The sequence below is a fragment of the Kitasatospora sp. NPDC059973 genome (assembly GCF_042737525.1).
Taxonomy (GTDB): Bacteria; Actinomycetota; Actinomycetes; order Streptomycetales; family Streptomycetaceae; genus Kitasatospora.
Genome location: NZ_JBHWUI010000102.1, coordinates 8,264 through 32,736, shown reverse-complemented (window position 1 = coordinate 32,736; position 24,473 = coordinate 8,264). Strand labels below are relative to the sequence as shown.

Sequence of the window (24,473 nt, the reverse complement as noted above, 5' to 3'; positions counted from 1 at the left end):
GTTTTCCGGAGTTTCATTCATCGGATTCGCATTCCGCCGCCCCTCTCGGTGCGACTCCGGAACTGTACGGGGACCGGCCCGCCACATGCAAATCGTCCCGCCCTGCTGTCGCAGGACGGGACGATCCGCGGTCACCGGCACCGTCAGGCGCGGCCCATCTCCTCGGCGATGGCGGCCGCGAAGGCGTCGATGTCCGCCTCGGTGGTGTCGTACGAACACATCCAGCGGACCTCGCCGGTGTGCTCGTTCCAGAAGTAGAAGCGGTAACGCTTCTGCAGTCGCTCGCTGACCTCGCGCGGGAGAATCGCGAACACCGCATTGGCCTCGACCGGGCGGACGACGGTCACGCCCTCGATCCCGCGCACGGCCGCCTCCAGCCGGCTGGCCATGGCGTTGGCGTGGCCGGCGTTGCGGAGATAGAGGTCGCCCGCGAGCAGGGCCTCGAACTGGACCGACACGAAGCGCATCTTCGACGCCAGCTGCATCGAGGTCTTGCGCAGGTACTTGATGTTCCGGACCCGCTCGGGGTTCAGGACCACCACGACCTCGCCGAAGAGCAGCCCGTTCTTCGTCCCGCCGTACGACAGCACGTCCACGCCGACGTCGGTGGTGAAGGCGCGCAGCGGCACCCCGAGCGAGGCGGCGGCGTTCGCCAGCCGCGAGCCGTCCACGTGCACCAGCATGCCGAGCTGGTGGGCGTGGTCGACGATGGCCCGGATCTCCTCCACCGTGTAGAGGGTGCCGAGCTCGGTGCTCTGGGTGATCGAGACCGCGAGCGGCTGCGCGCGGTGCTCGTCGCCGAAGCCCCAGGCCTGCTGGTCGATGAGCGCGGGGGTGAGCTTGCCGTCCGGGGTGGGGACGGTGAGCAGCTTGATGCCGCCCATCTTCTCCGGCGCGCCGCCCTCGTCCACGTTGATGTGGGCGCTCTCGGCCGCGACGACCGCGCCCCAGCGCGGGAGCAGCGCCTGCAGGGCGACGACGTTGGCGCCGGTGCCGTTGAAGACGGGGTACGCCTCGGCGTGCTCGCCGAAGTGCCGGCGGAAGACGTCCTGCAGGTGGGCCGTGTAGTCGTCCTCGCCGTAGGCGACCTGGTGGCCACCGTTGGCGAGCGCTATCGCGGCGAGGACCTCCGGGTGCACGCCGGCGTAGTTGTCGCTGGCGAAGCCGCGGACGGCGGGGTCGTGCCGCCGCACCGCGTCGGTGGGGGTCGGTTCGGTCATCGGGCTGTCAGCCACAGGTGCTGTCCGTTCAGTTCTGCTGCGGGGCGGTCCCAGAGGCCCGCCAGGGCGGTGGCGAGGTCGGCCGTGTCGGTGAAGCCGGCGAACTTCGCGTCCGGCTTCTCCGCCCGCATCTCGGGGCTGACCAACGCCTTGATCACCAGGATCGCAGCCGCGGCGGTGGGCTCGCCGTCCTCGGCGGTGGTCTCCTTCTTGAAGGAGTCCGCCATGGCGAGCGTCCACGCCTCGGTGGCGGCCTTGGCCGCCGCGTAGGCGGCGCCGCCGGCGGTCGGCTTGTGGGCGGCGGCGGCGGAGATCATCGCGTACCGGCCGGACTCGCTGCGGAGCAGCGCGGGCTGGAAGGCGAGCGAGGTGTGCTGGAGCGTGCGCACCACGGTGTCGTGCAGGAAGTCCCAGTCGTCGATCCGGGTGTCGAAGAACTTCTTGCTGCCGCGCCAGCCGCCGACCAGGTGCAGCAGGCCGTCGACGTGGCCGTGCTCGGCCTCCAGGTGGTCGGCCCAGTCGTGGACCTCCTGCGGGTCGAGCAGGTCGATGACCTGGCCGCTGACCCGGGCGCCGGGGACCGCCCCGCGCACGGTGTCGAGGGCCTTCTCCAGCCGCTGCGGGTCGATGTCGGCGCCGATCACGGTGGCGCCGTCGGCGGCGAGCCGGCGCAGCACGGCCTGGCCGGCCGGGCCGCTGGCTCCGGCGACGGCGATGACCTTGCCTTCGAGGTTGGTGCTCACGCGGCGACCTCCTGGATGCCGGCGCCGGTGATGCCGGTGGTGGCGGCGATGACGCCGCCGAGCTTCTTGGCGAGGGCCTCGTAGAACATGCTCAACGGGAACTCGTCCGGGTGGACGGCGTCGCACAGGGCCTTGTTGAGCGCCTTGCCGTCGGCGGTGTCCAGCGGCAGCGCGTCGGGGCCCTTCGCCCAGGTGGAGGCGGGGTGCGGGGTGAGATAGCGGGAGACCAGCTGGTAGGCGGCGATCCAGTGGGCCGTCTTCGGGCGGTCGATGCCGTCGCGGTACAGGGTCTCGATCTCGCCGCAGAGCGCGTTGGTCACGTCGGCGACGCGGTCCCAGTCGATGCTCAGGCGGTTGTCGCGCCAGCGCAGCGCGTCGTGCTTGTGCAGGTAGGCGAAGAGCAGCTGGCCGCCCATGCCGTCGTAGTTGCGCACACGGTCACCGCTGACCGGGAAGCGGAACATCCGGTCGAAGAGGATGGCGTACTGGACGTCGCGGCCCTGGGCGTAGCCCTCGGCCTGCAGCTTCACGGCCTCCTTGAAGGCGGTGAGGTCGCAGCGGAGCTCCTCCAGGCCGTACATCCAGAACGGGCTGCGCTGCTTGATCATGAAGGGGTCGAACGGCAGGTCGCCGTGGCTGTGGGTGCGGTCGTGGACGAGGTCCCACAGCACGAAGGTCTGCTGGGCGCGCTCCTGGTCCTCCAGCAGGCCCTCGGCGTCGGCCGGGATCTCCAGGCCGAGCTGCCGGACGGCGCTGGTGGTGACGGCGCGGAAGCGGGCGGCCTCGCGGTCGCAGAAGATGCCGCCCCAGGTGAAGCGCTCCGGCGCCTTGCGCACGGCCACGGTCTCGGGGAACAGGACCGCGGAGTTGGTGTCGTAGCCGGCCGTGAAGTCGGTGAAGGTGATCGGCACGAACATCGGGTTGTCGAAGCGGGTGCGCTCCAGCTCGGCCAGCCAGTCCGGCCAGACCACGCGCAGCAGGACGGCTTCCAGGTTGCGGTTCGGGTTGCCGTTCTGGGTGTACATCGCGAAGACGACCAGGTGCTCCAGGCCGTCCTCGCGCTGGTCGGCGGGCTGGAAGGCGAGCAGCGAGTCCAGGAAGTCGGGCTCCCGGTAGCCGGTGTCGGCCCACTTGGCCAGGTCCGCGTCGACGGCGGCGAGGTAGGCGGCGTCGTGCGGGAAGAGCGGGGCGAGTTCCGCGATCGCACTGCGGACCGTGGCGACCAGCGGGTCGACCGTGTGCCGCTGCACGGCGGACAGGTCGATCGAGCCGTCCTTGGACTGCAGCGGGCGCAGGGCCTCGACCGCGTCCTTCAGACGGAGCCAGGCCGGGTGGCCGGCGTGGGTCGAGACCGGGGCGTCGGCCGCCACAGCGAGCCTTGGCGAAAGATTCTGCATCGTGGACTCACTTCGACAGGAGGTATTTCAACAGGACCACCATAAGTACGACAGGTTCTCCTGTTCAAGGGGGGCCCTGCCGTCGATTCTCCCGGTTCGGGGCTCCGAAACCGCTTGTCCGGCATGTGGACGGTCATCTGGATGTTCTGGACAGCCGCGCCGTGGGGATGCGAACCTCCCGCCATGCTCCCGGCGGTGATCCTGGTGGCGCGACGCCACATCGACCTGCTCCGGGTGTCTTCCAGCTGTTGTGCGCGCGGTCTCTGCCGCTGCCGCTGATCCGGCTCGGGGGCGCCGCGGACGCGGCCCCGTACGCCGACCATGCCGCCTGTGTTCCGGCACCGCCACCGGGGGGAAGTGACCCGCCGGGGTGCCGGCCCGGCCCGCGCCCCCGCGCCGCTCGCTCCCCGCTCTTTCCGGTCCCTCTCTCCAGGAGCCCCGCCATGACCTCCCTCCGCAAGCCGTTCGCCGCCCTGCTGGTCGCCGCCGCCGCGCTGACCGCGTGCGCGCCGCAGGACTCCGCGTCCGACGCGTCCGGCACGGGCGCCGCCGCGAGTGCCCCGGGGACGGCCGACGGCTGCGCGCCGGGTGCGCTGGGCACCCGCACCGCGGGAACGCTGACGATCGGCACCGACCAGCCCGCCTACGACCCCTGGTTCACGGACGACAAGCCGGAGAACGGCAAGGGCTTCGAGTCGGCGGTGGCGTACGCCGTAGCCGAGAAGCTCGGCTACCCGAAGGAGAAGGTGACCTGGGTGGCGGCGCCGTTCGGCAAGGCCACCACCCCGGGCGCCAAGGACTTCGACTTCGACATCAACCAGGTGTCGATCAGTGACGAGCGCAAGCAGGCCGTCGACTTCTCCTCCGGCTACTACGACGTGCGGCAGGCGGTGATCGCGCTGAAGACCTCCAAGGCGGCCGGGGCGAAGAGCGTCGCCGACCTGAAGGGCGCCAAGCTGGGCGCGCAGGTGGGCACCACCAGTCTGGAGGTCGTCACCGACACCATCCGGCCGACCGTGCAGCCGGCCGTGTTCGACTCCAACGACCTGGCGAAGGCCGCACTGCGGAACGGCCAGATCGAGGCCCTGGTGGTGGACCTGCCGACGGCGTTCTACATCACCGGTGCCGAGGTGACGGACGCCCAGGTGGTCGGGCAGTTCGAAGGGGCGGCGCGGGGCGAGCAGTTCGGGCTGGTGCTGGACAAGGGCTCCCGGCTCACCGGGTGCGTCACGCGGGCGGTGGACGCCCTGCGGGCCGAGGGCGTGCTGGCGAAGCTGGAGAAGCAGTGGCTCTCCGACGCCGTCTCCGCACCCGTCCTGAAGTGAGCGGGGCCCCGATGAGCGCCGAGGCCGGGGCCGGTCCCCGCAAGGCCGGCGGCGGGAGCGGCGCCGGGCTGCGCCGGCGGCGGCGGACGGACCCGCCCGGGCCGGCGCCGGACGACGGCTACCGCCCGTCCGCGCGGCGGCTGGCGCACGAGGCGTACCGGCGCGGCCGCAGCCGCCGGGCCGCGCTGATCGCCGGGGCGTCGACCCTGGTGACCGCCGTGGCGCTCTCCCTGCTGGTGGTCAACTCCCCCGGCTGGGCGGCCACCCGGAAGGCCTTCTTCGACGCCGACTACGCCCGCCGGGCGCTGCCGGAGGTGCTGAGGGGCCTGCGGATCAACCTGGAGCTGATGCTCGGCTGCGGGGTGCTGATCCTGGTCCTCGGCCTGCTGCTGGCGGTGCTGCGGACGCTGCGCGGACCGGTCTTCCTGCCGGTACGGCTGCTGGCCACGGCGTACGTGGACTTCTTCCTCGGCCTGCCGATGATCATCTGTCTGCTGGTCATGATCACCGGCGTGCCGGCGCTGCGGCTGACCGGGGTGACCACGGATCCGATGCTGCTCGGCGGCGCCGCGCTGGTGCTGACGTACTCCGCGTACGTCTCCGAGGTCTTCCGGGCCGGCATCGACTCGGTGCACCCCGACCAGCGGGCGGCCGCCCGTTCGCTCGGGCTGAGCAACGCGCAGGCGATGCGCCACGTGGTGCTGCCGCAGGCGGTCCGCCGGGTGGTGCCGCCGCTGCTGAACAACCTGGTCAGCCTGCAGAAGGACACCGGCCTGGTGTCGATCGGCGGGGCGATCGACGCGGTGTACGCGGCGAAGATCATCGCCAGCCGGTCGTTCAACTACACCCCGTACGTGGTGGCCGGGCTGGTCTTCATCGTGCTGACCGTGCCGCTCACCCGGTTCACCGACTGGCTGTCCCGCCGGATGAACCGCCGTCAGCACCAGGGAGGTGCCGTGTGACGACCAACCCGGTCCTGCGGCTGGAGTCGGTGCGCAAGAGCTTCGGCTCCCAGCTGGTCCTGCGCGACGTGGACCTCACCGTGCCCGAGCACACCGTGACGGCGCTGATCGGCGCGTCCGGCTCCGGCAAGTCCACCCTGATGCGGTGCGCCAACCTGCTGGAGCGGATCGACGACGGCGCGATCTTCCTGGACGGCGCGGAGATCACCGACCCGCGCACCGACGAGGACGCCGTCCGGCGCCGGATCGGTGTGGTGTTCCAGGCGTACAACCTGTTCCCGCACATGACGGTGCTGGAGAACGTCACGCTGGCGCCGCGCCGGGTGCACCGGCGTGGCCGGGCGGAGGCCGAGGCCGAGGCGCTGGAGCTGCTGGACCGGCTGGGCCTCGCGGCCAAGGCCCGGGAGTACCCGGACCGGCTCTCCGGCGGGCAGCAGCAGCGGGTCGCCATCGTCCGCGCGCTGGCCACCGGGCCCCGGCTGCTGCTGCTCGACGAGATCACCGCCGCGCTCGACCCGGTGCTGGTCGGCGAGGTGCTCGCGGTGGTGCGGGACCTCAAGGAACGGGGCATGACGATGGTCGTCTCCACCCACGAGATGGGTTTCGCCCGTGAGGTGGCGGACCAGGTCTGCTTCCTGGAGTCCGGGGTGGTGCTCGAACAGGGCCCGCCGGAGCAGGTGTTCGGCGATCCGCAGCACGACCGGACCAGGCGGTTCCTGAGCCGGGTGGTCGCCTCCGGGCGACTGGCGCCGTAGGCCCCGGCGCTCGGCCGGCAGGTCCTCGACCGAACGAACAGGTATCACTCGAACGGGCCAGTGCCACCCGGGCCTCGGGGGTGCCTCCCGAAGAATCACTACGCCCGTCACTCCCATGCGCCCCCGTTCGCGCCCTGCTGCGCGCGGCTTCGACCGGTGATCGTGGACAGCACGTCTGTCCGCGTTCTCCGGGAGGCCGCCGTTGCACGGTCCAGTGCTGGTCAGCTGGCTGCTGGCCGCCCTCACCGCCACGTCCGGCGCCTACTGCCTCAGCCGCCTGGGCCGCACCCCGTGCGCGGCGGACGCCGGGGCGGGCCGCGGCCACGCCCACGAGTCGGACGCCGCCGAGGCCCTGATGGGGCTCGGGATGGCGGCGATGGCCCTCGCCGGGGCCGCCGTCCCCGCCGTGCTCTGGGTCTGGCTGTTCGGCTTCCCCGCGGTGCTCTTCCTGCTGGCCGCCGCCCGCGACCGGACCGGGCGCGGCCACCGGCTGCACCACGCGGTCGGCGGACTGGCGATGACGTACATGGCGCTCGCGATGGCGGCCGCGCCCGCCCACGGCCATCACCACGGCGCGAGCACCGGGGCCCCGCTGCTGACCGGCGCGCTGCTGCTCTACTTCGGCGGCTACTCGCTCTGGGCCGGCAGCCACCTGCTGGCCGCACCGGGCGGCCAGGTGTCCGGGAGCCTGCGCACCGCCGGGCTGCCCCGGGCCTGCCGACTGGCGATGGGCCTGGGCATGTTCGCCATGCTCCTGACGATGTGAGAGCGGCCCGCGCGGCCCCGGGCGTGGCGTTGGTCACTGGGTGGCCGAAAGCCGTTCCTCCGGACGCCGACAGCACTTAGGTTGGCAAGGAGCGCGCTGTCGCGTTCCGTGCGTACTCGGGGAGCCCATGCCATGACGGCCCTGCTCGGCCTGCTGCTGCTCGGACTGCTGCTCTCGACCGTGGCGCCCCGGCTGCTGGCCCGGGCCCGCTGGGCCGAGCGCGAACCCGTGCTGGCCCTGCTGGTCTGGCAGTGCCTGGTGGTCGCCGTCCTGCTGTGCTGCGCCCTGAGCCTGGTCCTGGCCGCCTCGGCCGCCCTGCCGGAGCTGCGGGTGCTGCTCTTCACCGGTGCGCCGCACGGCGTGGAGGCCGCGTACGCGCTCCAGGACGCCGAGGGCTGGGGGCGGCTCTGTGCCGCGGTCCTGGCGGCGGGCGGCGTGCAGACCGTGCTGGCCCTGACCCGCGAAGTCCGCTCGGCGAAGGCCCTGCGCAATCGGCGGCACGCCCAACTGGCGAGCCGGGCTCCCGAGTTGCCGGGGTCGATCGACACCCTGAAGCACCGCCGGGAGCGGCTGGTGGTGCTGGAGAACATCCGTCCGGAGGCCTGGTCGCTGCCCGGCCACAACTCCCGTCTGGTGGTCACCACCGGAGCCCTCCAGCAGCTGACGGACCGGGAGTTGGCCGCCGTGCTGAGCCATGAGCGCGGACACGTCCGGGCCCGGCACCACTGGCTGTCGCAGTGCTCGCAGGCCCTCGCCTCGGGGTTCCCCGGGGTCGGCGTGTTCAGCGCCTTCCGGGACCAGGTGGGCGAACTCGTGGAGCTGGCCGCGGACGACCGAGCGGCCCGCCGGCACGGGCGGCACACCACCGCCGTGGCGCTGGCCGAACTCAACCTGGACCGCGGGGTGTTCGGCTCCTGCCCGCCGGGGCTGGCGCAGTCCCCGAAGCGGGTGGACCGGCTGCTCGCCGGGCGGCCCCGGCTGCCCGTCACCCACCGGCTGCGGCTCACCCTGGCCGCGCTCGCCGCGCCGGCCGCCGCCGTCCTGCTGGCCGCCGCACCGGGGCTCTCGACCCTGTTCTGATTCCGGCGTGGGACTGCGGGCCCGCCCTCGGCGGACCGGTGACGGAGCGTCAGGCCGACGCCGACTCCCCGCAAGGGGTGCCGGGAGAGACCGGGTCGGGGGAGACCGGGGAGCCGAGCGTGCGCGCGAGCACCTCGCGGTGCAGCGGCCGGGCCTCGGCGTAGCGCCGGCAGCCGGCCTCGGTGAGCGCCACCTGGATGCCGCGCCGGTCGTTGGGGCACATCGCACGCGTCACCAGCCCGGCCTTCTCCAGCCGGCCGATCAGCCGGGAGAGCGCGCTCTGGCTCAGATGGACGGTGTCGGCCAGCTCCTGAACCCGCAGCTGGTGGCCGACCGCGCTGTCGCGCTCCTCGACCAGCCGCTCCAGCACCTCGAACTCGCTCACGCCCAGGTCGTACTTCTCACCCAGCTCGCGATCGAGCGCACAGGACGTCGCGGCATGGCGGGCCAGCAGGTCTCGCCATTCGGCGACCAGACCTGCCTCCACCGGAGAGTCGAGTTCAGCCACCCGGCCACAGTACCACGTGCACATGGAACTTATGTAGTCGCATTAAATTCACTTGCAATGAATGCACGTGCATGTAGTGTCCTCCCCATGACCACCGCGACCGTCCCCGCAACCGACGACCCGTCAGCCTCCGGGCTGCGCTGGACCCCCCGCCTCTGGGGCACCCTGATCGTGCTCTGTGCCGCGATGTTCCTGGACGCCCTCGACGTCTCCATGGTCGGCGTCGCCCTCCCGTCCATCGGCTCCGAACTCCACCTCTCCACCTCCGCGCTGCAATGGGTGGTCTCCGGCTACGTCCTCGGCTACGGCGGGCTGCTGCTGCTCGGCGGGCGCGCCGCCGACCTGCTCGGCCGGCGCCGGGTGTTCCTGGTCGCCCTCGGCGTCTTCGCGGGCGCCTCACTGCTCGGCGGCCTGGTCGACGACGGCGGCCTGCTGATCGCCGCCCGCTTCCTCAAGGGCGTCAGCGCGGCCTTCACCGCGCCCGCCGGCCTGTCGATCATCACCACCACGTTCGCGGAGGGCCCGGCCCGCAACCGGGCACTCTCCATCTACACCACCTGCGGCGCCAGCGGCTTCTCGCTCGGCCTGGTGCTCAGCGGCCTGCTCACCTCGGTCGGCTGGCGCTGGACCTTCCTGATGCCCGTCCCGGTCGCCCTGCTGGCCCTGCTCTTCGCGATCCGGCTGCTCCCCCGCCCGGTCGAGGAGCGGGCCAAGGGCGGGTACGACGTGCTCGGCGCGATCACCGGCACGCTCACCGTGCTGCTCCTGGTCTTCACCGTCACCGAGGCGCAGGGCGCCGGCTGGCTGAGCCTGCGCACCCTCGGCTCGCTCGTCGTGGTCGCCGCCCTGGCCGCCGCCTTCCTGGTCACCGAGAGCCGCACCGCCCACCCGCTGGTCCGGCTCGGCATCTTCCGCAACGGCTCGGTCGCCCGGGCCAACGTGATCGCCTTCACCATGACCGGCGCCTACGGCGGCTTCCAGTTCGTGGTCACCCTCTACCTCCAGCACCTGCTCGGCTGGTCGGCCCTGCAGATGGCGCTCGGACTGCTCCCGGCCGGCGCCTTCATCGCGCTGTCGGCCCCGTTCATGGGCCCGATCGTGGACCGCTTCGGCACCGGCCGGCTGCTGCCGATCGGCCTGCTCGCCCTCACCGCCGCCTTCGCGCTGTTCCTGCGGCTGGACGAGCACAGCTCGTACCTCACCCTGGTGCTGCCGTCGATGATCCTGCTGGGCGTCGGCTTCGCCCTGGCCTTCCCCTCGGTGAACATCGCCGCCACCGACGGCGTGGGCGACGAGGAGCAGGGCCTGGCCTCCGGGCTGGTCAACACCGCGATCCAGGTCGGTACGGCCGTGGTGCTCGCCGGGGCCACCGCGATGATCACCGCGGGCAGTGGCGGCGGAGACGGTGCCCAGGCCCAGCTGGACGGCTACCGGCCCGCCCTGGTCCTCATCACCGGGATCGCCGCGCTGGGCTTCCTGATCGCCACCGCGGGCGCCGTGCTCGACCGGCGCAAGCGGTCAACTCCGGTGTCCGTCCCGGACTATGATTATCCGTCCGTCGACCTGGCCGACCGGCGCGACGAGGTCCTGACCAAGAGCTGACCCCACCAGCCCGGACCCGTCCTCGCCCTCAGGTACGCGCCGGCTCCACCAAACCCCCGTGTCGGTGGAGCCGGCGCGTCCGTACGAGCCGATCCCCGCAGTCCCGCCAAGTGCGGGGTTCCACGGATCGGCGGCTCGCGCCGCCAGTATATTGGCCAGGAGCCAACGAACGTACGGAGCAGACACGATGGCACCTCGCGGGGATTCGGTCAATGAGGAAATGCGTCAACGCTCCCGCCGGCGCATCATGCGCGCCACCGTCGAACTCGTCGACGAGCACGGCTACGCGGGCACCACGCTGACCGACATCGCCGAGCGGGCCGGCCTCGCCCGCGGCCTGCTCTCGTACTACTTCGACGGCAAACGGCTGCTGATGCAGTCGGCGACCCACCGGATGATGCACCTGGCGCTGTCGGCCGCCCTGGACGCGATGGAGCCCGGCTCCTCGCCGGAGGCCCGGCTGGCCCGCGCGATCGACACCGTGCTGGGGCTGGCGATGGACCACCCCCGGGTGATGCGCTCGCACCTCGCGCTCATCCTGGACCCGGACACCGGCGCCTTCGTCCAGGACCCGGAGCAGCGACAGCTCGGCGCGATCCTCCAGGGACTGCTGCGCGACTGGGGCGCGCCCGACCCGCTCGCCGAGCACGCGGTGCTGCGCAGCGCGCTGATGGGCGGCTGCATCGGGGTGCTGCTGCCGGGCGCCGAGCTGCCGCTGGCGCTGATCCGTGCCGACCTGTTCGGCCGCTACGGCCTGGACTGGCCGCTCGGCCTCCCCCCGCAGCCGCAGCCGCCGGAACGCGAACGGCCGCCGGCCCGCGGGTGAACGCGGCGGCCGGCGGCCGTTCGGTGCCCGGTCACCCGGGCCGGGTCAGCGCTCCTTGAGGATCGACGCCAGCAGGTCGATGGTGCGCTCCGGCGTCAGGCTGTCGACGCAGAGCCGCTCCATGACCTGGATGTACGCGTCGACGTCGTCGCGCTTGTCGAGGTAGAGCGCGCTGGTGAGCTGCTCCAGGTAGACCACGTCGGCGAGGTCCTGCTCGGGGAAGCGCAGGATCGTGAACGCCCCGGACTCCCCGGCGTGGGCGCCGAAGCGGAACGGCATTACCTGGATCACCACGTTGGCCTGCTCGGCGACGTCGATCAGGTACTGCACCTGACCGCGCATCACCTTGGGGCCGCCGACCGGCCGGCGCAGGGCCGCCTCGTCGATGACCGCCCAGAGCCGGGGGCTGCTGCCCTCGGCGAGCAGCTTCTGGCGGCGCAGCCGCAGGCTCACCCGCCGCTCGACCTCGTCCTCGCTGATCACCGGGCGACTCTGACCGAAAACCGCCCGTGCGTACTCCTCGGACTGCAGCAGGCCGGGGATGAACTGGACCTCGTAGGTGCGGATCAGTGCGGCGGCCTCCTCCAGGCCGACATAGGTCTGGAACCAGCCCGGCAGCACGTCGTTGAAGCTGTGCCACCAGCCGGACTTGTTGGCCTCCCGGACCAGGCCGAGCAGGGCCTCGCGCTCACCGCCGTCGTCCACGCCGTAGAGGCTGAGCAGATCGGCGACGTCGCGCTCCTTGAAACTGACGCGGCCGAGCTCCATGCGGCTGATCTTCGACTCGGAGGCGCGGATCGCATAGCCCGCGTCCTCGCGGGTGATGCCGCGCGCCTCACGGAGGCGGCGCAGCTGGGAGCCGAGGAGGATCCGGCGGACCATCGAGCCGCCGCCCGGCTGAACTGTGGTCATGCGGTCGAAACCTCCACCTAGGGCAAACAGCGCACAGTCTGCCATCAGTTGAGCGCTCACGGTGCCGATACTGACGGATGTTCCTATCAGTTCTGCACTCCTCACACCAGGATGCACGTGCATTCGGCGCTTGCATATGCCATTTGAACGACTGCACGTGAATCGACTCTTGCATCTGCAGTGAGCGCAGAGGACGATGGTGCACGTGCACCTGCACATCCCTGGCAATCCCGCGGGCTCCGCGTCGACCCCACGCGCGACTCCGCGCACCAGCCCGGCAGCGCCCTCGCGCCACCGGGCCTTCGTGTGCGCGCGCGACTGGTCGAGGGGTCGGCCGCGCGGCCTAGCGAGTCGGAGGTGACCGGCATGACCCCGGCGGGTCCAGCCGTGTCCGCCCCCTTATGGGAGGAGCTCTTCATGAGCACCGGTACGGCCTTGGCAGTCGATCCCCATGTGGTCACCTGTACGCTCGCCCCTCGCTACGAAGCCGTCAGAACCGCGCGCGACTTCGCCAGGACCGCTCTTCAGCGCTGGGGACTGAGCGAACTGTTCGACGACGTCGCGCTGGTGGCCTCGGAACTGGTGACCAACGCCCTGCGGCACGCCATCGGCGCGTGCCCCGGTGCGACGGGCGGCGCGCTCGACGACTACGACTTTCCCACCCAACCCGCTCCCGAGGGGCGACTACCGATCCGAATAAGCCTGGTGCACCGCGCACCGCAGGTGGTCTGCGCCGTCAGCGACCCCAGCAGCACCGGGCCGGTGGCCCGGGAGGCGGACTTCGTCGCCGAATCGGGTCGCGGGCTGCACCTGGTGGACTCGTTCAGCCGGTCCTGGGGCTGGCACCCGCTGGGCGGCGGCAAGGTGGTCTGGGCACTGTTCGAGCCCGAGGCCGGCGCGCTGGCGGAGCTCGGCGGGCGGCACCGCCGCTCGGCCTAGCCGTGCGCCGCGGCCGGCGGGAGGACGGCACCACTCCCGGGGCGCGGCACCGGGAGGACGGCACCGCCCCCGATCCGCGGCCGCGCACGCTCCTGGCCGCAGACGTGCGGCGCCCGGTCCGCGGCGGCCCGCCCGCGAGCCCCGACCCGACGGCGACCGGTCGGCGACAGCCGGTCGCGCGATCGCCCGGCGACAGCCTCCCGGGGCGACGGCCGCACCGGCGGCACCCGCTCACGACGCCCACCACGGGGCGGCCGGGCGGAGAAGACAAAGGCCGTCGTGGTGTCAGCACCCACGACGGCCCCCCGATGGCGAAGAAGACGAAACGGTCAGACCGCCAGGTGGTCGAACTCCCCGTCCTTGGCGCCCAGCAGCAGCGCCGCGATCTCGGCCCGGGTGTAGATCAGTGCCGGACCATCGGGAAAGCGCGAGTTGCGCATCGCCACGTCGCCCCCCGGGAGCGCGGCGAACTCGACGCAGTTGCCCTGGGAGTTGCTGTGGAGGCTCTTCTGCCAGACCACGTCCTTGAGGTCCGCAGCCGCCATCCCGTTGTACGTGTCGTACCTGTCGTGCATAGAAATCTCCCGAAGAGCTCCGGAGTAGTCGTCCAGCTCGGCGCCCCGGCTCGCAGCCGAACGACTGGGCCGGCCCCGTACCGGCCCGGCACAACGCCTCACTTGACGTGATGATAGCTCCAGTGCACGTGCATCAGCACGGGACGTTGCAGGTGCACGGGCCCTTCGTCGACAAACCGGAACTCTTCACCGCCTCGACACCCGAGGGAACGTAAGCGGACATATCCGGGGCAATCGGGAAGACTCCGATAACCGCCCGTAGGCGGCCACCCGCTGAATGTTGATCTTCGGGCGCCTGGAGTCGCACCGCCGTGACCCTCCGTCAGACCGTCCGTATGCTGTGAGACATCTCACGCGCCACCACCGCAACGCGCGGCACCTCCTGTCACGTCTCAGGCAGAAGTGGTAGCCACATAGGGATTGATCACGGTATGTCCGAATTTCGGGCACCCCGCCCCTCCCGGTACGGCAGCCGACTGCAGCGTTGGCCGGGGGATGTCCTACGATCTCCGCCATGAGCACCGCAGCCATCCCGGGCGCGCCACTGCCCGTCCGCACCCCAGGCTCCCGTGCGCGGGGGCGCCACCGACGCCCCGAGCGCCCCGAGATCCCGGCCGGATCCCCGGCCCTGGTGCTCGCGGTGCCCGCGACCGCCGGGCCGGAGTCCCGTTCCGTGGTCGAGGAACTGCTGTCGATCGTACGCAGCGAGCAGAACGGCGTGCAGACCGCGGCCGGTTACCTCGACAGCGGCGCGGGCGGGAGCGAGCCCGGCCGTGACGAGTTCTCCGTCGCCGAACTGCTGGCGCACGCCGCCGAGTCGGGCCTGCCCGCCCCGGTCGTGGTGCCGCTGGTCCCCGGCCCGCACGGCTTCCTGACCGAACTGCACGCGCTGGCCGCCGAGTACGGCGCCCACGTCACCGATGTCCTCGGCCCGCACCCGCTGCTCGCCGAGGCCGTCCACGTCCGGCTCTCCGAGGCGGGGCTGGCCCGCGCCGACCGCGCCCGGCTGTTCGCCATCGCGACGGCCGCGGACGGCGTCGTCCTCACCACCGTCGGTGGCGAGGAGGCCGCCGCGGCGGCCGGGATCACCGGTGTGCTGCTGGCCGCCCGCCTCGCGGTGCCGGTCGTGCCCGCCGCGCTCGACGTGCCCGGCTCGGTGGCCGCCGCCGTCGCGCACCTCAAGGAGACCGGCTCCCAGCGCCCCGCGCTGGCCCCGCTGGTGATCGGCCCGGAGGCCGACTCCGAGCTGCTCGCCACGGCCGCCGAGGAGACCGGCTGCCCGAGCGCCGCGCCGCTCGGCGCCTACCCGACGGTGGGCCAGCTGATCGCCGCCACCTACCTCGCCGTACTGCCGGCCGTCGCCCCCGAGGCGTTCGCCGCGCAGGCCGCCGCCGAGGAGGCCGCTGCCCAGGAGGCCGGGGAGGCCGCCGCCGAGTAGCGGACCACGAACGCCGAAGGGCCCGGAGCGCACCCGCTCCGGGCCCTCGCCGTACCCCCCGCCGTCCGTGTCCCCGCCGCACCGGCCCTCTCCGTACGGGCCCGCGCCGTACCGGTCCGAGGCGCGTCGGTGCGGGCCCCGGCGGGCCCCGGCCTCAGGTCCGCCCGCCCACCCGGCCGGTGGCCGCCGCCGCGTCCTTGAGCCGCAGCGCCGGCAGCTGCACCGGCCGGGACTGCGCGGCGAAGGCGGCCACCGGCACGCCGGTGGCGTTCCACGGCGACCGCCCGCCGCCACCGTCCGCCTTGCGCACCTGCAGCACCTCGGTCTGCCCCGCCCGGCGCAGCAGGATGTTCTTCGGCGGCGCGGACTCCGGGTCCATCCAGAGCTCGTTGCCGTCGAACTCGCAGTCCAGGACGAGGATGTCGTCCGGCCTGCCGTCCGGGGTGGCCCGGAAGGCGATCCCGGCCCGGCGGTGGCCGGTGAACCGGCTGCGGCTGAAGGTGACCGCCTCCCCGGCGAGTTCGTGGCGCGCGGTGGAGACGCCGTAGTCGCTCTGCCCGGCGGCGTCGATCAGCAGGCCGTCGAAGACGGTCCCCTTGTCCCGGCCGAGCGAGTGCAGCGCCACTCCCCCGCCGCCGTTGCCGTACAGCACGCTCGCGGTGTAGTCGAAGTCGTTGAGGTAGGCGCCGTGCTCGATGCCCCACCCGCCGTTGTGGTAGGCCGCGAACTCGGTGACCACGTGGTGCTGCTGGGCGTTCAGCCAGACGAAGATGCCGTCCCGCAGGTTGTTGTGGGCCAGGCAGCGCTGGAACGTCCAGACCCCCTCGCTGTTCTCCGGCCACTCGAAGCCGGAGGCGCCGTCGGCCCCCTGGACGCCGACGGCCACGCAGTCCAGCGCCTTGCCGCCGGTGCCGGCGCCGAGGTTGAAGCCGGTCAGCCGGTAGGCCCGCGGGTTGGGCTCCAGCCGCGTGCGGGAGGCGACGCAGGACTCGTAGACGATGTCGTCGGAGGGCTGCTGCGGGGTGCGGGTGTCCGGCGGGCCGTCCCACCAGTAGGCGTCCTCCCAGGTGTCGTGGCTGATGCAGCTGCGGAAGGTGATGCCGTGGCTGGCGTGCGGGACGAAGGCGTGGCTCCCCGCGTCGCGGACCACCAGGCCCTCGACGACGGTGCCCCGGGTGGTGTCGCCCAGCATGTGGAAGTGCAGCCCGTACCGGCCGAGCACCGGGGCGGTCACCGGGGCGCTGCCGTCCGGGCCCTTCCAGGACTCCGCGGTGTCGGTGCGCGGGCCGACCCAGCGCAGCGCCGCGTGCCGCAGGTCGGCCCGGCGGGAGGTGGTGAGGTGGACGTGGGCGCGGCCCTCGGCGGTGCCCTCGATCCGCACGCTGCGGGTCAGGTTGAGCACCTCGGCGCCGACCGTGACGCCCCCTCCGGCGGCGACCCGGGGGTGCGCGTACGTCAGCGGCGCCTCCAGGGTGACGGTGGATCCGCTGACGGACCGGACGACGGCGAGGTCGTAGCGGGTGGAGAAGCCGTCCTCGCCCGGCGGGCCGGTCGGGGTGACGGCCAGTTCGTCGCCGGGCAGCCAACCGGTGGGCGGCGCGGCCAGGCTGACGGTGGTGTCGCCCGCCGCGAGTGCCCGGTCGGCGCGCACCCAGGCGGTCTTGGCCGCGCCGTCCAGCCGCAGGTACCCGGCGCCGGTGACCCAGAGGCCGACGTCGGTGTCGACCACCTTCACGCCGTCCCCCCGGAAGCGCCGCTCGTCGACGGCGGGGAAGCGCACGGTGTGCACGGCGGCGCCCTCGGGGGCGAGCGCGAGGGTGCCGCGGATCTCGACGTTGCCCGCGGCGGCGAGGGTGAGGCTGCGGTCGGCGGCGAAGGTGAGCGCACCGCCCGGCTCGACCAGCAGCGAGCCGATCGCGGCGTCGGTGTCGAGCAGCACCCGGTCGGTGATCCGGACGGCGCTCTGCGGTCCGGGTACCCGGCCGCCCCAGCCGGCCGGGTCCGACCAGGGGCGGCCGCCCTGGTCGGGGGTGGGTGCGGGGGCGGCTCCGGCGGGGGCGCCCTCGGTGGCACCCCCGGGCGTCCCGGGGGGCGACGCGGCGCCGTGCCCGTGCCCCGCGGCCGGGTCGGCCGCTCCCGGCCCCGTGGCGGGGTCCTCCGCGGCGGCGACGGGCGCGGAGCGGCCGTCCAGGGAGCGCCGCAGCGCCTCCTCGCCGCCGACCGCCGCGAAGACCGTGCCGACGGCGAGCCAGCGCAGCATCGTCCGCCGGGGCAGGGGAGTTCGGGGCTCTGCGGGCGTGATGTCCGCTCTGCGGTGTTTTGCCCGGCGGTGCGTTCCACGCGGCCGCTCGGCCGGCGCACCGGCCTCCGGACCCTCGTCCATGGCCATCGCTGCGAAGCCCTCCCCCCAGACGGCCGCGTCGGTCCTGATGCCCTGAAGCATAGGCAGTTGCCGTGACTCCGACGGGCGTTGCTCGAAATCGGTCATTTCTGATCATGGTGGACAGCCATTTAGCACGCTCTTCATAAACCGTGATGGCCGTCACACATGTTTGCGGTTTGAACTTAAGTCTGCTTAACGTGCTCCCCGTTCGTGGCCACACGGACCCAGCCCACCCGCAACGCCGAGTCCTGCCGTCGGGTGCGCTGGCAGCGCAGAACGCACCACGGCAGGAGCGGGGGAACCACAGGTAAGTCGCCCGGGACCGGTTCGTACCGGTTCGGGGCTAGGGGTGAAGCCGCGTCCACAGCGCGGCCGGGCAACTCCAGCCCGAATCCGACAGCTCACCTCGCAGGCGTGGGAGAGGACCGCGTCACCATGCTGCCCACCAACGGCACCCGCCTGTCCGGCCGCACCCGCCGAGCGATCGCCACCCTCGGCGTCGTCGGTATCGGCCTCACCATCCCCTGCCTCACCGCCGGCTCCGCCTCGGCCGCCTCGGTCGCCACCTGGGACAAGGTCGCCCAGTGCGAGAGCACCGGCAACTGGAGCATCAACACCGGCAACGGTTTCTACGGCGGCCTCCAGTTCACCAACTCCACCTGGGCGGCGTTCGGCGGCACCAGCTACGCCGCGCGTGCCGACCTCGCCACCAAGGACCAGCAGATCGCGGTCGCCGAGAAGGTGCTCGCCGTCCAGGGCCCCGGCGCCTGGCCCGTCTGCTCCGTCCAGGCCGGTCTGACCAAGGGCGGCACCCCGGCCGCCGTCGACACCGCGACCGCCGCCACGCCGGCCGCCCCGAAGGCCGCCCCGGCCCCGGCGCAGACCCCCGCCCCCGCCGCCAAGCCGGCCGCGCCCAAGGCCGCCCCGAAGGCCGCCGAGACCCCGGCCGCCGCCGACTCCGCCCAGCAGTCGCAGGGCCGGAACTGGCAGCAGTACCGCCAGGACGCGCAGGCCTCCTCCGACTACACCGTGGTCGCGGGCGACTGGCTCTCCTCGATCGCCGACAAGAACAACGTCCAGGGCGGCTGGGAGCGGCTCTACGAGCTCAACCGCGGCACCCTCGGCGACGGCCCGCACGTCATCTACCCGGGCCAGCACCTGAGCCTGGGCGACCGCGCGAAGACCCGGGCCTCGGACGAGTCCGGCCAGGGCTTCGACTGGTTCAACCGCTCCTCGGGCGCCACCGGCAAGGCCGACGGCTCCACCGCGACCGCCACCAAGCCGGCCGCGCAGACCCAGGCTCCGGCCGCCAAGCCCGCCGCCCAGGCGTCGGCCGAGGCGCCGGCCCAGGCCGCCACCGGCAGCATGGCCGCCGCGGTCTCCTTCGCCCAGTCGAAGGTCGGCCAGGCCTACGTCTACGGCGGTACCGGCAACGGCGGTTGGGACTGCTCCGGCCTGACCCAGGCCGCGCTGCGCGCCGCGGGCGTCTCCGTCCCGCGGGTCGCCGCCGACCAGGCCGCCGCCAGCACCCACGTCTCGCTGGACGCCCTCAAGGCCGGCGACCTGCTGTTCTGGTCCAACAACGGCCAGGACTCGGGCGTCTACCACGTCGCGCTCTACATCGGCGACGGCAAGTACGTCGAGGCCGCCAACCCGAGCGTGGGCGTGCGGACCCAGACCATCGCCAACTGGGCCCCGGACTTCGCCGGCCGGGTCTGATCCCGCGCGCGGTCCGCACGCGGTCCGCGCCGTCCGCCGCAGCCCCCGGGGAGAGTCTGGTCGCTCCTCCCCGGGGGCTCCGGCACGCCCGCGCGCGGGACGGCGCGGGCCCGGGCATGGCCAAACCTCGGCCCGGGCGGGCATGCTGCTGCTCCGCACCCGAGGAGGAGTCACATGGCCCAGGTCACCGTCACGCTCGACGCCAATCTCGCGATCGACGCGATGATGCTCTCCGGCACCAGGAACCCGCAGGACGCGGTGGAGCTGATCCTGCGCGACTACCTCGCCCGGGGGCGGCGCACCGAGAGCCGGACCGGCGAGGCCGCCGACGGGCAGCGGACCGGGCAGCAGCGCCCGACCGCGCAGGAGGGCTGAGGGCGGACAGGACGGGACCCCGGAGGACTGGATCGTCCTCCGGGGCCCCGGTCGTCGTCTCAGCGGGCGCAGGCGCCCGTGGAACCGCGCATCACCAGCTCCGGCTGGAACATGAACTCACCGCGCTGGGCGGCGTTCGCGCCGACCTCCTCCAGCAGGGCGTCGACGGCGGCGGTGGCCATCGCCTCGACCGGCTGGCGGATGGTGGTCAGCGGCGGCTCGGTGAAAGCTATCAGCGGCGAGTCGTCGAACCCGACCACCGAGACGTCCTGCGGCACGGACAGCCCCCGCTGGCGCACCGCGCGGATCGCGCCGAGCGCCATCATGTCGCTGCCGCAGACGATCGCCGTACAGCCCTTGTCGAGCAGTGCGCCGGCCGCCGCGTGCCCGCCCTCCACGCTGAACAGCGTGTGGTGGACGAGCTCCCGGGCCTGCTCCTCGGTCCGGCCGAGGACCTCCCGCAGGGCCGCCGTGAAGCCCTCGATCTTCCGCAGCACCGGGACGTACCGCTTCTGCCCGACCGCGAGGCCGATCCGCTCGTGGCCGAGCTCGGCCAGGTGCTGGACGGCCATCCACATCGCGGCCCGGTCGTCCGGCGAGATGAACGGCGCGTCGATCTTCTCGCTGAAGCCGTTGATCAGGACGAACGGCACCTGCCGGCCGGTCAGCCGGGCGTACCGGTCGTGGTCGGCGGTGGTGTCCGCGTGCAGGCCGGAGACGAACACGATGCCCGCCACGCCCCGGTCGACCAGCATCTCCACCAGTTCGTCCTCGGTGGAGCCGCCGGGCGTCTGGGTGCAGAGCACCGGGGTGTACCCGTGCCGGCTCAGCACCTGCTCGATCACCTGGGCCAGCGCGGGGAAGATCGGGTTGCTCAGTTCCGGGGTGATCAGCCCGATCAGTCCCGCACTGCGCTGGCGCAGCCTGGTCGGCCGCTCGTAGCCGAGCACGTCCAGCGCCGCCAGCACGGTCTGCCGGGTGGCGGCGGAAACGTTCGCCTTGCCGTTGAGTACGCGGGAGACGGTGGCTTCGCTGACCCCCGCCTGCGCCGCGATGTCTGATAGTCGCGCCGTAGTCACGGTCCCAGAGCCTATTGCAACCACGTCAGACCGCCCACCAGTCGGTGCTGTCCGGTCCGAGAACCGCTTCGCCGCCGGCGCCGGCGGCCTCCGGCGCGGCGTCCGCGGAGGACAGCAGCAGCCGGCCCGGCGCGGGTATCCGCACCGGCTCGGCGGTGGTGTTCACCGTGCAGACGAAGGAGCCGCGGCGGAAGACCAGGGTGCCCTCGGGGCTCGCCATCCACTCGACCCCGGTGCCGGCGCCCAGCCCGGACTGCTCCCGGCGGATGGCCAGCGCGCTGCGGTAGAGCTCCAGGGTCGACGTCGGGTCACCGGTCTGCGCCTCGACGCTGAGCCCGGCCCACTCGGCCGGCTGCGGCAGCCAGCTGGGGCCGCCGGGGGTCGGGCCGAAGCCGTACGGGGCCTCGGTGCCGGACCACGGGATCGGCACCCGGCAGCCGTCGCGGTAGCCGTCCTGGCCGGCCTTGCGGAAGAAGGACGGGTCCTGGCGGACCTCGTCGGGCAGGTCGGTGACGTCCGGCAGGCCGAGCTCCTCGCCCTGGTAGACGTACGCCGAGCCGGGCAGCGCGAGCATCAGCAGGGTGGCGGCGCGGGCCCGGCGCAGGCCGAGCGCGCGGTCGCCGGGGGTGCGGATCTGGGTGCCCAGGCCCGGCGGGTTGGCGAACCGGGTGCTGTGCCGGGTGACGTCGTGGTTCGAGAGCACCCAGGTGGCGGGGGCGTCGACCGGGCGCATCGAGTCGAGCGACAGGTCGATCACCGAGCGCAGCTCGGCGGCGTCCCAGGAGGTGCCCAGGTACTGGAAGTTGAAGGCCTGGTGCAGCTCGTCGGGGCGCACGTAGTTGGCGGTGCGCTCGACGGTCGGGGTCCACGCCTCGGCGACGCCGATCCGCTGCCCCGGGTACTCGTCGAGGATCTTCCGCCAGCTGCGGTAGATCTCGTGCACGCCGTCCTGGTCGAAGAACGGCATGACGTCGTTGCCGAGCAGCCTCAGCTGGTCGCCGCCGCCGATGTCGGGCAGGCCGGGGGCCTTGACCAGGCCGTGGGCGACGTCGATCCGGAAGCCGTCGACGCCCATGTCCAGCCAGAACCGCAGGATCGAGCGGAACTCGTCGGCGACGGCCCCGTTCTCCCAGTTGAAGTCGGGCTGCTCGGGCGCGAACAGGTGCAGGTACCAGTCACCGGGGGTGCCGTCGGGGTTCTCGGTGCGGGTCCAGGCCGGGCCGCCGAAGATGGACTCCCAGTCGTTGGGCGGCAGCTCGCCGTTCTGGCCCTTGCCGGGGCGGAAGTGGTAGCGCTCGCGCAGCGGGGAGGACGGGCCCTCGCGCAGGGCGCGCTGGAACCACTCGTGCCGGTCGGAGGAGTGGTTGGGGACGAGGTCCACGATGATCCGCAGGCCCAGCCCGTGCGCGTCGCGGATCAGCGCGTCGGCGTCCAGCAGGGTGCCGAACATCGGGTCCACCGCGCGGTAGTCGGCCACGTCGTAGCCGGCGTCGGCCTGCGGGGAGGCGTAGAACGGCGAGAGCCAGACGGCGTCCACGCCGAGGTCGCGCAGGTAGGGCAGACGGCTGCGGATGCCCGGCAGGTCGCCCATGCCGTCACCGTTGGAGTCGGCGAAACTGCGCGGGTACACCTGGTAGATGACCGCATCCCGCCACCAGCCTCTGGACGCGCCGGTGCTTGCCTCGTGAGCGGTGGCGTCGGCGGCGGGCCGGGAGGTGTCGGCCAGGTTCTGGGTCATGGACGGTATCCCTTGGGACTAGAGAGCGGCAGGTCAGGACTTGGAGGCGCCGGCGGTCAGGCCGGTGACCAGGTGACGCTGCACCAGGTAGAAGAGGACCGAGGACGGGATCGCGATCAGGACCGCGGTCGCCGCCATCAGGTTCCACTGGGCGTCGTGTTCGCTGACGAAGGTCTGCAGGCCGACGGCCAGGGTGTACTTGTCGGAGCTGAGCATGAAGGTGGAGGCGAAGGCCACCTCGGCCCAGGCGGTCAGGAAGGAGTAGAACGCGGCCACCGCGAGACCCGGCCGGGCGAGCGGCAGGACCAGCCGCCAGAAGGTGCCGATCGGGGTGAGCCCGTCGACCCGGCCGGCCTCGTCGATCTCCACCGGGATGGTGTCGAAGTAGCCCTTCAGCAGCCAGGCGCAGTACGGCACGGTGGTGGTCGAGTAGACCAGGATCAGACCGAGGTAGCTGTCCAGCAGGCCGAGTTCGGACAGGATCGTGTACATCGGCACGATCAGTACCGCGATCGGGAACATCTGGGTGACCAGCAGCGACCACATCAGCGGCTTGTGCCCGGGGAAGCGCATCCGGGAGACGGCGTAGCCGGTGGTGGCGGCGATCAGCACGCCGAACACCGTGGTCACCCCGGAGACCAGGAACGCGTTGCCGAACCAGGTGAAGAAGTCGGTGTCGAACAGCACCGTGTGGTAGTTCGACAGGGTCATCTTGTCGATGATCTCGCCGGGGTGGAGGTAGTCGGTCTTGTCCGGGCCGAGCGAGACGTAGAGGATCCAGACCACCGGGAACAGCGCGATCAGGCTGGCCAGGATCAGGGCGCCGTGGGCCAGCGCCTTGCCGAGCGGGCCGGACTCGCCGCGGCGACGGGTCCTGACCGGCTTGGCGGCCGCCGCCGCCGGGGCGACGAGGACGGTGGGTCGTTCGGTGGTGGTGCTCATCGGGGTTACCTGCCTTCGTGGGTCGCTTGGTTACCGGTCGGCGTCAGCCGTTGGCCTGCTCGTTGCGGGCGAGCCAGCGTCGGTAGAAGGAGGTGAAGACGATGAGGATGGACAGCAGGATCACGCCGTACGCGGCCGACTGCGCGTAGTCCCGGGGCTGCTGGCCGAAGCCGAGCCGGTAGGCCCAGGTGACCAGCAGCTGGGCGTCGGGCGCGCCGTTGCCGCCGAACAGCAGGAAGATGACGGCGAACTGGTTGAACGTCCAGATCACTCCGAGCAGCACCACGGTCGAGGAGACGGTGCGCAGCCCGGGCAGGGTGACGTGGCGGAACCGCTGCCAGGCGGTGGCGCCGTCCATCTCGGCGGCCTCGTACAGCTCGGCCGGGATCGACTGCAGGCCGCCGAGCAGCGAGATCATCATGAACGGCACGCCGACCCAGGTGTTGACCAGGACCGCGGCCGCCTTCTGCGCCACCGGGTCGTCCAGCCAGCCGGGCTCGGGCAGGTGGAGGGCGGAGAGCAGGCCGTTGACGGCGCCGCCGTCGGCGAGCATCAGGCGCCAGGAGAAGACGGTGACGAAGGTCGGCACCGCCCAGGGCAGGATCAGCAGCATCCGGTAGACGGCACGGCCGCGCAGCTTCTGGTTGAGCAGCAGGGCGAGGCCGAGGCCGATGGTGTAGTGCAGGCAGACGCAGAGCGCCGTCCAGGCGATGGTCCAGACGAAGTGCGACCAGAAGCGGTCGTACGAGCCCGGGCCCCAGAGGATGTCGGCGTAGTTGTCGAAGCCGACGAAGTGGTAGCTGGCCGGGATCTCGTTGACGCCGATCGTGCGGGCGGCATTGAGGCTGTTGGCGTCGGTGAGGGTGAGCCAGATGCCCTCGGCGAGCGGGTAGAGCACCAGCCCGCCCAGCACCAGCACGACCGGCGCGATCATCGCGTAGGCGTACCAGTGCTTGGCGTACGAGCGCTTGAGGCGCTCCATCAGGCCCGGACGCGGATCGCGCTCCCGGCCGCCCTGGCCGGTGGCGCCCTGCACGGCGACTGACATTGTTCGACACCTTCTCGGAGGAGGTCCGCCGCCTCGCTTCGGCGACTGCTGCTAAGGGTCTGGCCGTGCCGGCCCCCGGGGGGGGGGGGCGGGCCGGCGGGGCGGGGGTATTCTTGGGGAAGCCCCGGGGGGGCGTGGGGT

General features: G+C 72.6%; 23 protein-coding genes and 1 riboswitch. Of the genes, 12 read left to right on the top strand and 11 right to left on the bottom strand.

Features of this window, described 5'->3' with window-relative positions:
• Positions 1-143 precede the first annotated feature (143 nt).
• From ACFWA9_RS25535 to ACFWA9_RS25525, 3 genes are read right to left on the bottom strand one after another with little or no spacing between them, the layout of a single operon-like run.
• Positions 144-1,220 carry a threonine aldolase family protein gene (locus ACFWA9_RS25535; RefSeq protein ID WP_380390014.1) on the bottom strand — a complete coding sequence of 359 codons (1,077 nt, stop codon included), beginning with the start codon at positions 1,218-1,220 and terminating at the stop codon, positions 144-146.
• Entirely contained in the window at positions 1,217-1,963 is a 747-nt protein-coding gene (locus ACFWA9_RS25530; protein WP_380390012.1) for an SDR family NAD(P)-dependent oxidoreductase, read from the bottom strand. Before ACFWA9_RS25530 ends, ACFWA9_RS25535 begins: the two co-directional genes overlap by 4 nt.
• Entirely contained in the window at positions 1,960-3,360 is a 1,401-nt protein-coding gene (locus ACFWA9_RS25525; protein ID WP_329490777.1) for a DUF6421 family protein, read from the bottom strand. Before ACFWA9_RS25525 ends, ACFWA9_RS25530 begins: the two co-directional genes overlap by 4 nt.
• Before the next feature lie 123 nt (positions 3,361-3,483).
• Between ACFWA9_RS25525 and ACFWA9_RS25520 the strand changes: the two genes are divergently transcribed.
• From ACFWA9_RS25520 to ACFWA9_RS25495, 6 genes are all read left to right on the top strand, one after another.
• Positions 3,484-3,639, top strand: coding sequence for a putative leader peptide (locus ACFWA9_RS25520; RefSeq protein ID WP_380390010.1), 156 nt, complete (start codon positions 3,484-3,486; stop codon positions 3,637-3,639).
• A 164-nt stretch (positions 3,640-3,803) separates the two neighbouring features.
• Positions 3,804-4,685, top strand: a complete 882-nt coding sequence (locus ACFWA9_RS25515; RefSeq protein WP_352296816.1) for an ABC transporter substrate-binding protein — start codon at positions 3,804-3,806, stop codon at positions 4,683-4,685.
• Positions 4,686-4,696: 11 nt separating this feature from the next.
• A complete protein-coding gene (locus ACFWA9_RS25510) occupies positions 4,697-5,647 on the top strand; it encodes an amino acid ABC transporter permease (RefSeq protein ID WP_352296819.1) in 951 nt (316 codons plus the stop codon).
• Complete coding sequence (locus tag ACFWA9_RS25505; RefSeq protein ID WP_329490772.1) at positions 5,644-6,402, top strand: amino acid ABC transporter ATP-binding protein; 759 nt, start codon at positions 5,644-5,646, stop codon at positions 6,400-6,402. The genes ACFWA9_RS25510 and ACFWA9_RS25505 overlap by 4 nt, the downstream gene beginning before the upstream one ends.
• A 202-nt stretch (positions 6,403-6,604) precedes the next feature.
• The gene (locus ACFWA9_RS25500; RefSeq protein ID WP_380390007.1) at positions 6,605-7,168 is read left to right on the top strand and encodes a DUF5134 domain-containing protein; all 564 of its coding nucleotides are present in this window, start codon (positions 6,605-6,607) and stop codon (positions 7,166-7,168) included.
• A gap of 132 nt (positions 7,169-7,300) precedes the next feature.
• Positions 7,301-8,248 (top strand): M56 family metallopeptidase, encoded by a 948-nt coding sequence (locus tag ACFWA9_RS25495; RefSeq protein WP_380390005.1) that lies wholly within the window; start codon positions 7,301-7,303, stop codon positions 8,246-8,248.
• 49 nt (positions 8,249-8,297) lie between these two features.
• On the opposite strand, the gene ACFWA9_RS25490 is transcribed toward ACFWA9_RS25495, so the two are convergent.
• Positions 8,298-8,756: a MarR family winged helix-turn-helix transcriptional regulator gene (locus ACFWA9_RS25490; protein WP_380390003.1), complete on the bottom strand. Its 459-nt coding sequence runs from the start codon at positions 8,754-8,756 to the stop codon at positions 8,298-8,300.
• 87 nt (positions 8,757-8,843) lie between these two features.
• Between ACFWA9_RS25490 and ACFWA9_RS25485 the strand changes: the two genes are divergently transcribed.
• Positions 8,844-10,358, top strand: coding sequence for an MFS transporter (locus ACFWA9_RS25485; RefSeq protein WP_329490768.1), 1,515 nt, complete (start codon positions 8,844-8,846; stop codon positions 10,356-10,358).
• Positions 10,359-10,578: 220 nt separating this feature from the next.
• On the top strand, positions 10,579-11,184 hold the full coding sequence (locus ACFWA9_RS25480) for a helix-turn-helix domain-containing protein (protein ID WP_329490767.1): 606 nt from the start codon (positions 10,579-10,581) through the stop codon (positions 11,182-11,184).
• A 45-nt stretch (positions 11,185-11,229) separates the two neighbouring features.
• On the opposite strand, the gene ACFWA9_RS25475 is transcribed toward ACFWA9_RS25480, so the two are convergent.
• Complete coding sequence (locus ACFWA9_RS25475) at positions 11,230-12,096, bottom strand: helix-turn-helix transcriptional regulator (protein ID WP_329490766.1); 867 nt, start codon at positions 12,094-12,096, stop codon at positions 11,230-11,232.
• A gap of 417 nt (positions 12,097-12,513) precedes the next feature.
• On the opposite strand from ACFWA9_RS25475, the gene ACFWA9_RS25470 reads away from it, so the two are divergent.
• Positions 12,514-13,035, top strand: a complete 522-nt coding sequence (locus ACFWA9_RS25470; RefSeq protein ID WP_352296825.1) for an ATP-binding protein — start codon at positions 12,514-12,516, stop codon at positions 13,033-13,035.
• Positions 13,036-13,364: 329 nt separating this feature from the next.
• Here ACFWA9_RS25470 and ACFWA9_RS25465 read toward each other — a convergent pair whose 3' ends face one another.
• Positions 13,365-13,610 carry a DUF397 domain-containing protein gene (locus ACFWA9_RS25465; RefSeq protein ID WP_329490764.1) on the bottom strand — a complete coding sequence of 82 codons (246 nt, stop codon included), beginning with the start codon at positions 13,608-13,610 and terminating at the stop codon, positions 13,365-13,367.
• 514 nt (positions 13,611-14,124) lie between these two features.
• Between ACFWA9_RS25465 and ACFWA9_RS25460 the strand changes: the two genes are divergently transcribed.
• Positions 14,125-15,048, top strand: coding sequence for a hypothetical protein (locus ACFWA9_RS25460; RefSeq protein ID WP_352296828.1), 924 nt, complete (start codon positions 14,125-14,127; stop codon positions 15,046-15,048).
• Positions 15,049-15,202: 154 nt separating this feature from the next.
• Here the strand turns inward: ACFWA9_RS25460 and ACFWA9_RS25455 are convergent, their stop codons facing one another.
• Positions 15,203-17,308: a hypothetical protein gene (locus tag ACFWA9_RS25455; protein ID WP_380389999.1), complete on the bottom strand. Its 2,106-nt coding sequence runs from the start codon at positions 17,306-17,308 to the stop codon at positions 15,203-15,205.
• Positions 17,309-17,700: 392 nt separating this feature from the next.
• Positions 17,701-17,859: riboswitch (cyclic di-AMP (ydaO/yuaA leader) on the top strand.
• Between ACFWA9_RS25455 and ACFWA9_RS25450 the strand changes: the two genes are divergently transcribed.
• Complete coding sequence (locus ACFWA9_RS25450; protein WP_380389997.1) at positions 17,846-19,150, top strand: transglycosylase family protein; 1,305 nt, start codon at positions 17,846-17,848, stop codon at positions 19,148-19,150. Its footprint overlaps the riboswitch before it by 14 nt.
• A 174-nt stretch (positions 19,151-19,324) precedes the next feature.
• Positions 19,325-19,525, top strand: a complete 201-nt coding sequence (locus ACFWA9_RS25445; RefSeq protein WP_329490760.1) for a hypothetical protein — start codon at positions 19,325-19,327, stop codon at positions 19,523-19,525.
• A 59-nt stretch (positions 19,526-19,584) separates the two neighbouring features.
• Here ACFWA9_RS25445 and ACFWA9_RS25440 read toward each other — a convergent pair whose 3' ends face one another.
• From ACFWA9_RS25440 to ACFWA9_RS25425, 4 genes are read right to left on the bottom strand one after another with little or no spacing between them, the layout of a single operon-like run.
• A complete protein-coding gene (locus ACFWA9_RS25440; RefSeq protein ID WP_329490759.1) occupies positions 19,585-20,604 on the bottom strand; it encodes a LacI family DNA-binding transcriptional regulator in 1,020 nt (339 codons plus the stop codon).
• 25 nt (positions 20,605-20,629) lie between these two features.
• Positions 20,630-22,342 (bottom strand): glycoside hydrolase family 13 protein, encoded by a 1,713-nt coding sequence (locus tag ACFWA9_RS25435; protein ID WP_380389995.1) that lies wholly within the window; start codon positions 22,340-22,342, stop codon positions 20,630-20,632.
• 33 nt (positions 22,343-22,375) lie between these two features.
• A complete protein-coding gene (locus ACFWA9_RS25430; RefSeq protein ID WP_352296840.1) occupies positions 22,376-23,284 on the bottom strand; it encodes a carbohydrate ABC transporter permease in 909 nt (302 codons plus the stop codon).
• A 43-nt stretch (positions 23,285-23,327) separates the two neighbouring features.
• Entirely contained in the window at positions 23,328-24,332 is a 1,005-nt protein-coding gene (locus ACFWA9_RS25425; protein ID WP_380389992.1) for a carbohydrate ABC transporter permease, read from the bottom strand.
• Between the last annotated feature and the right edge of the window lie 141 nt (positions 24,333-24,473).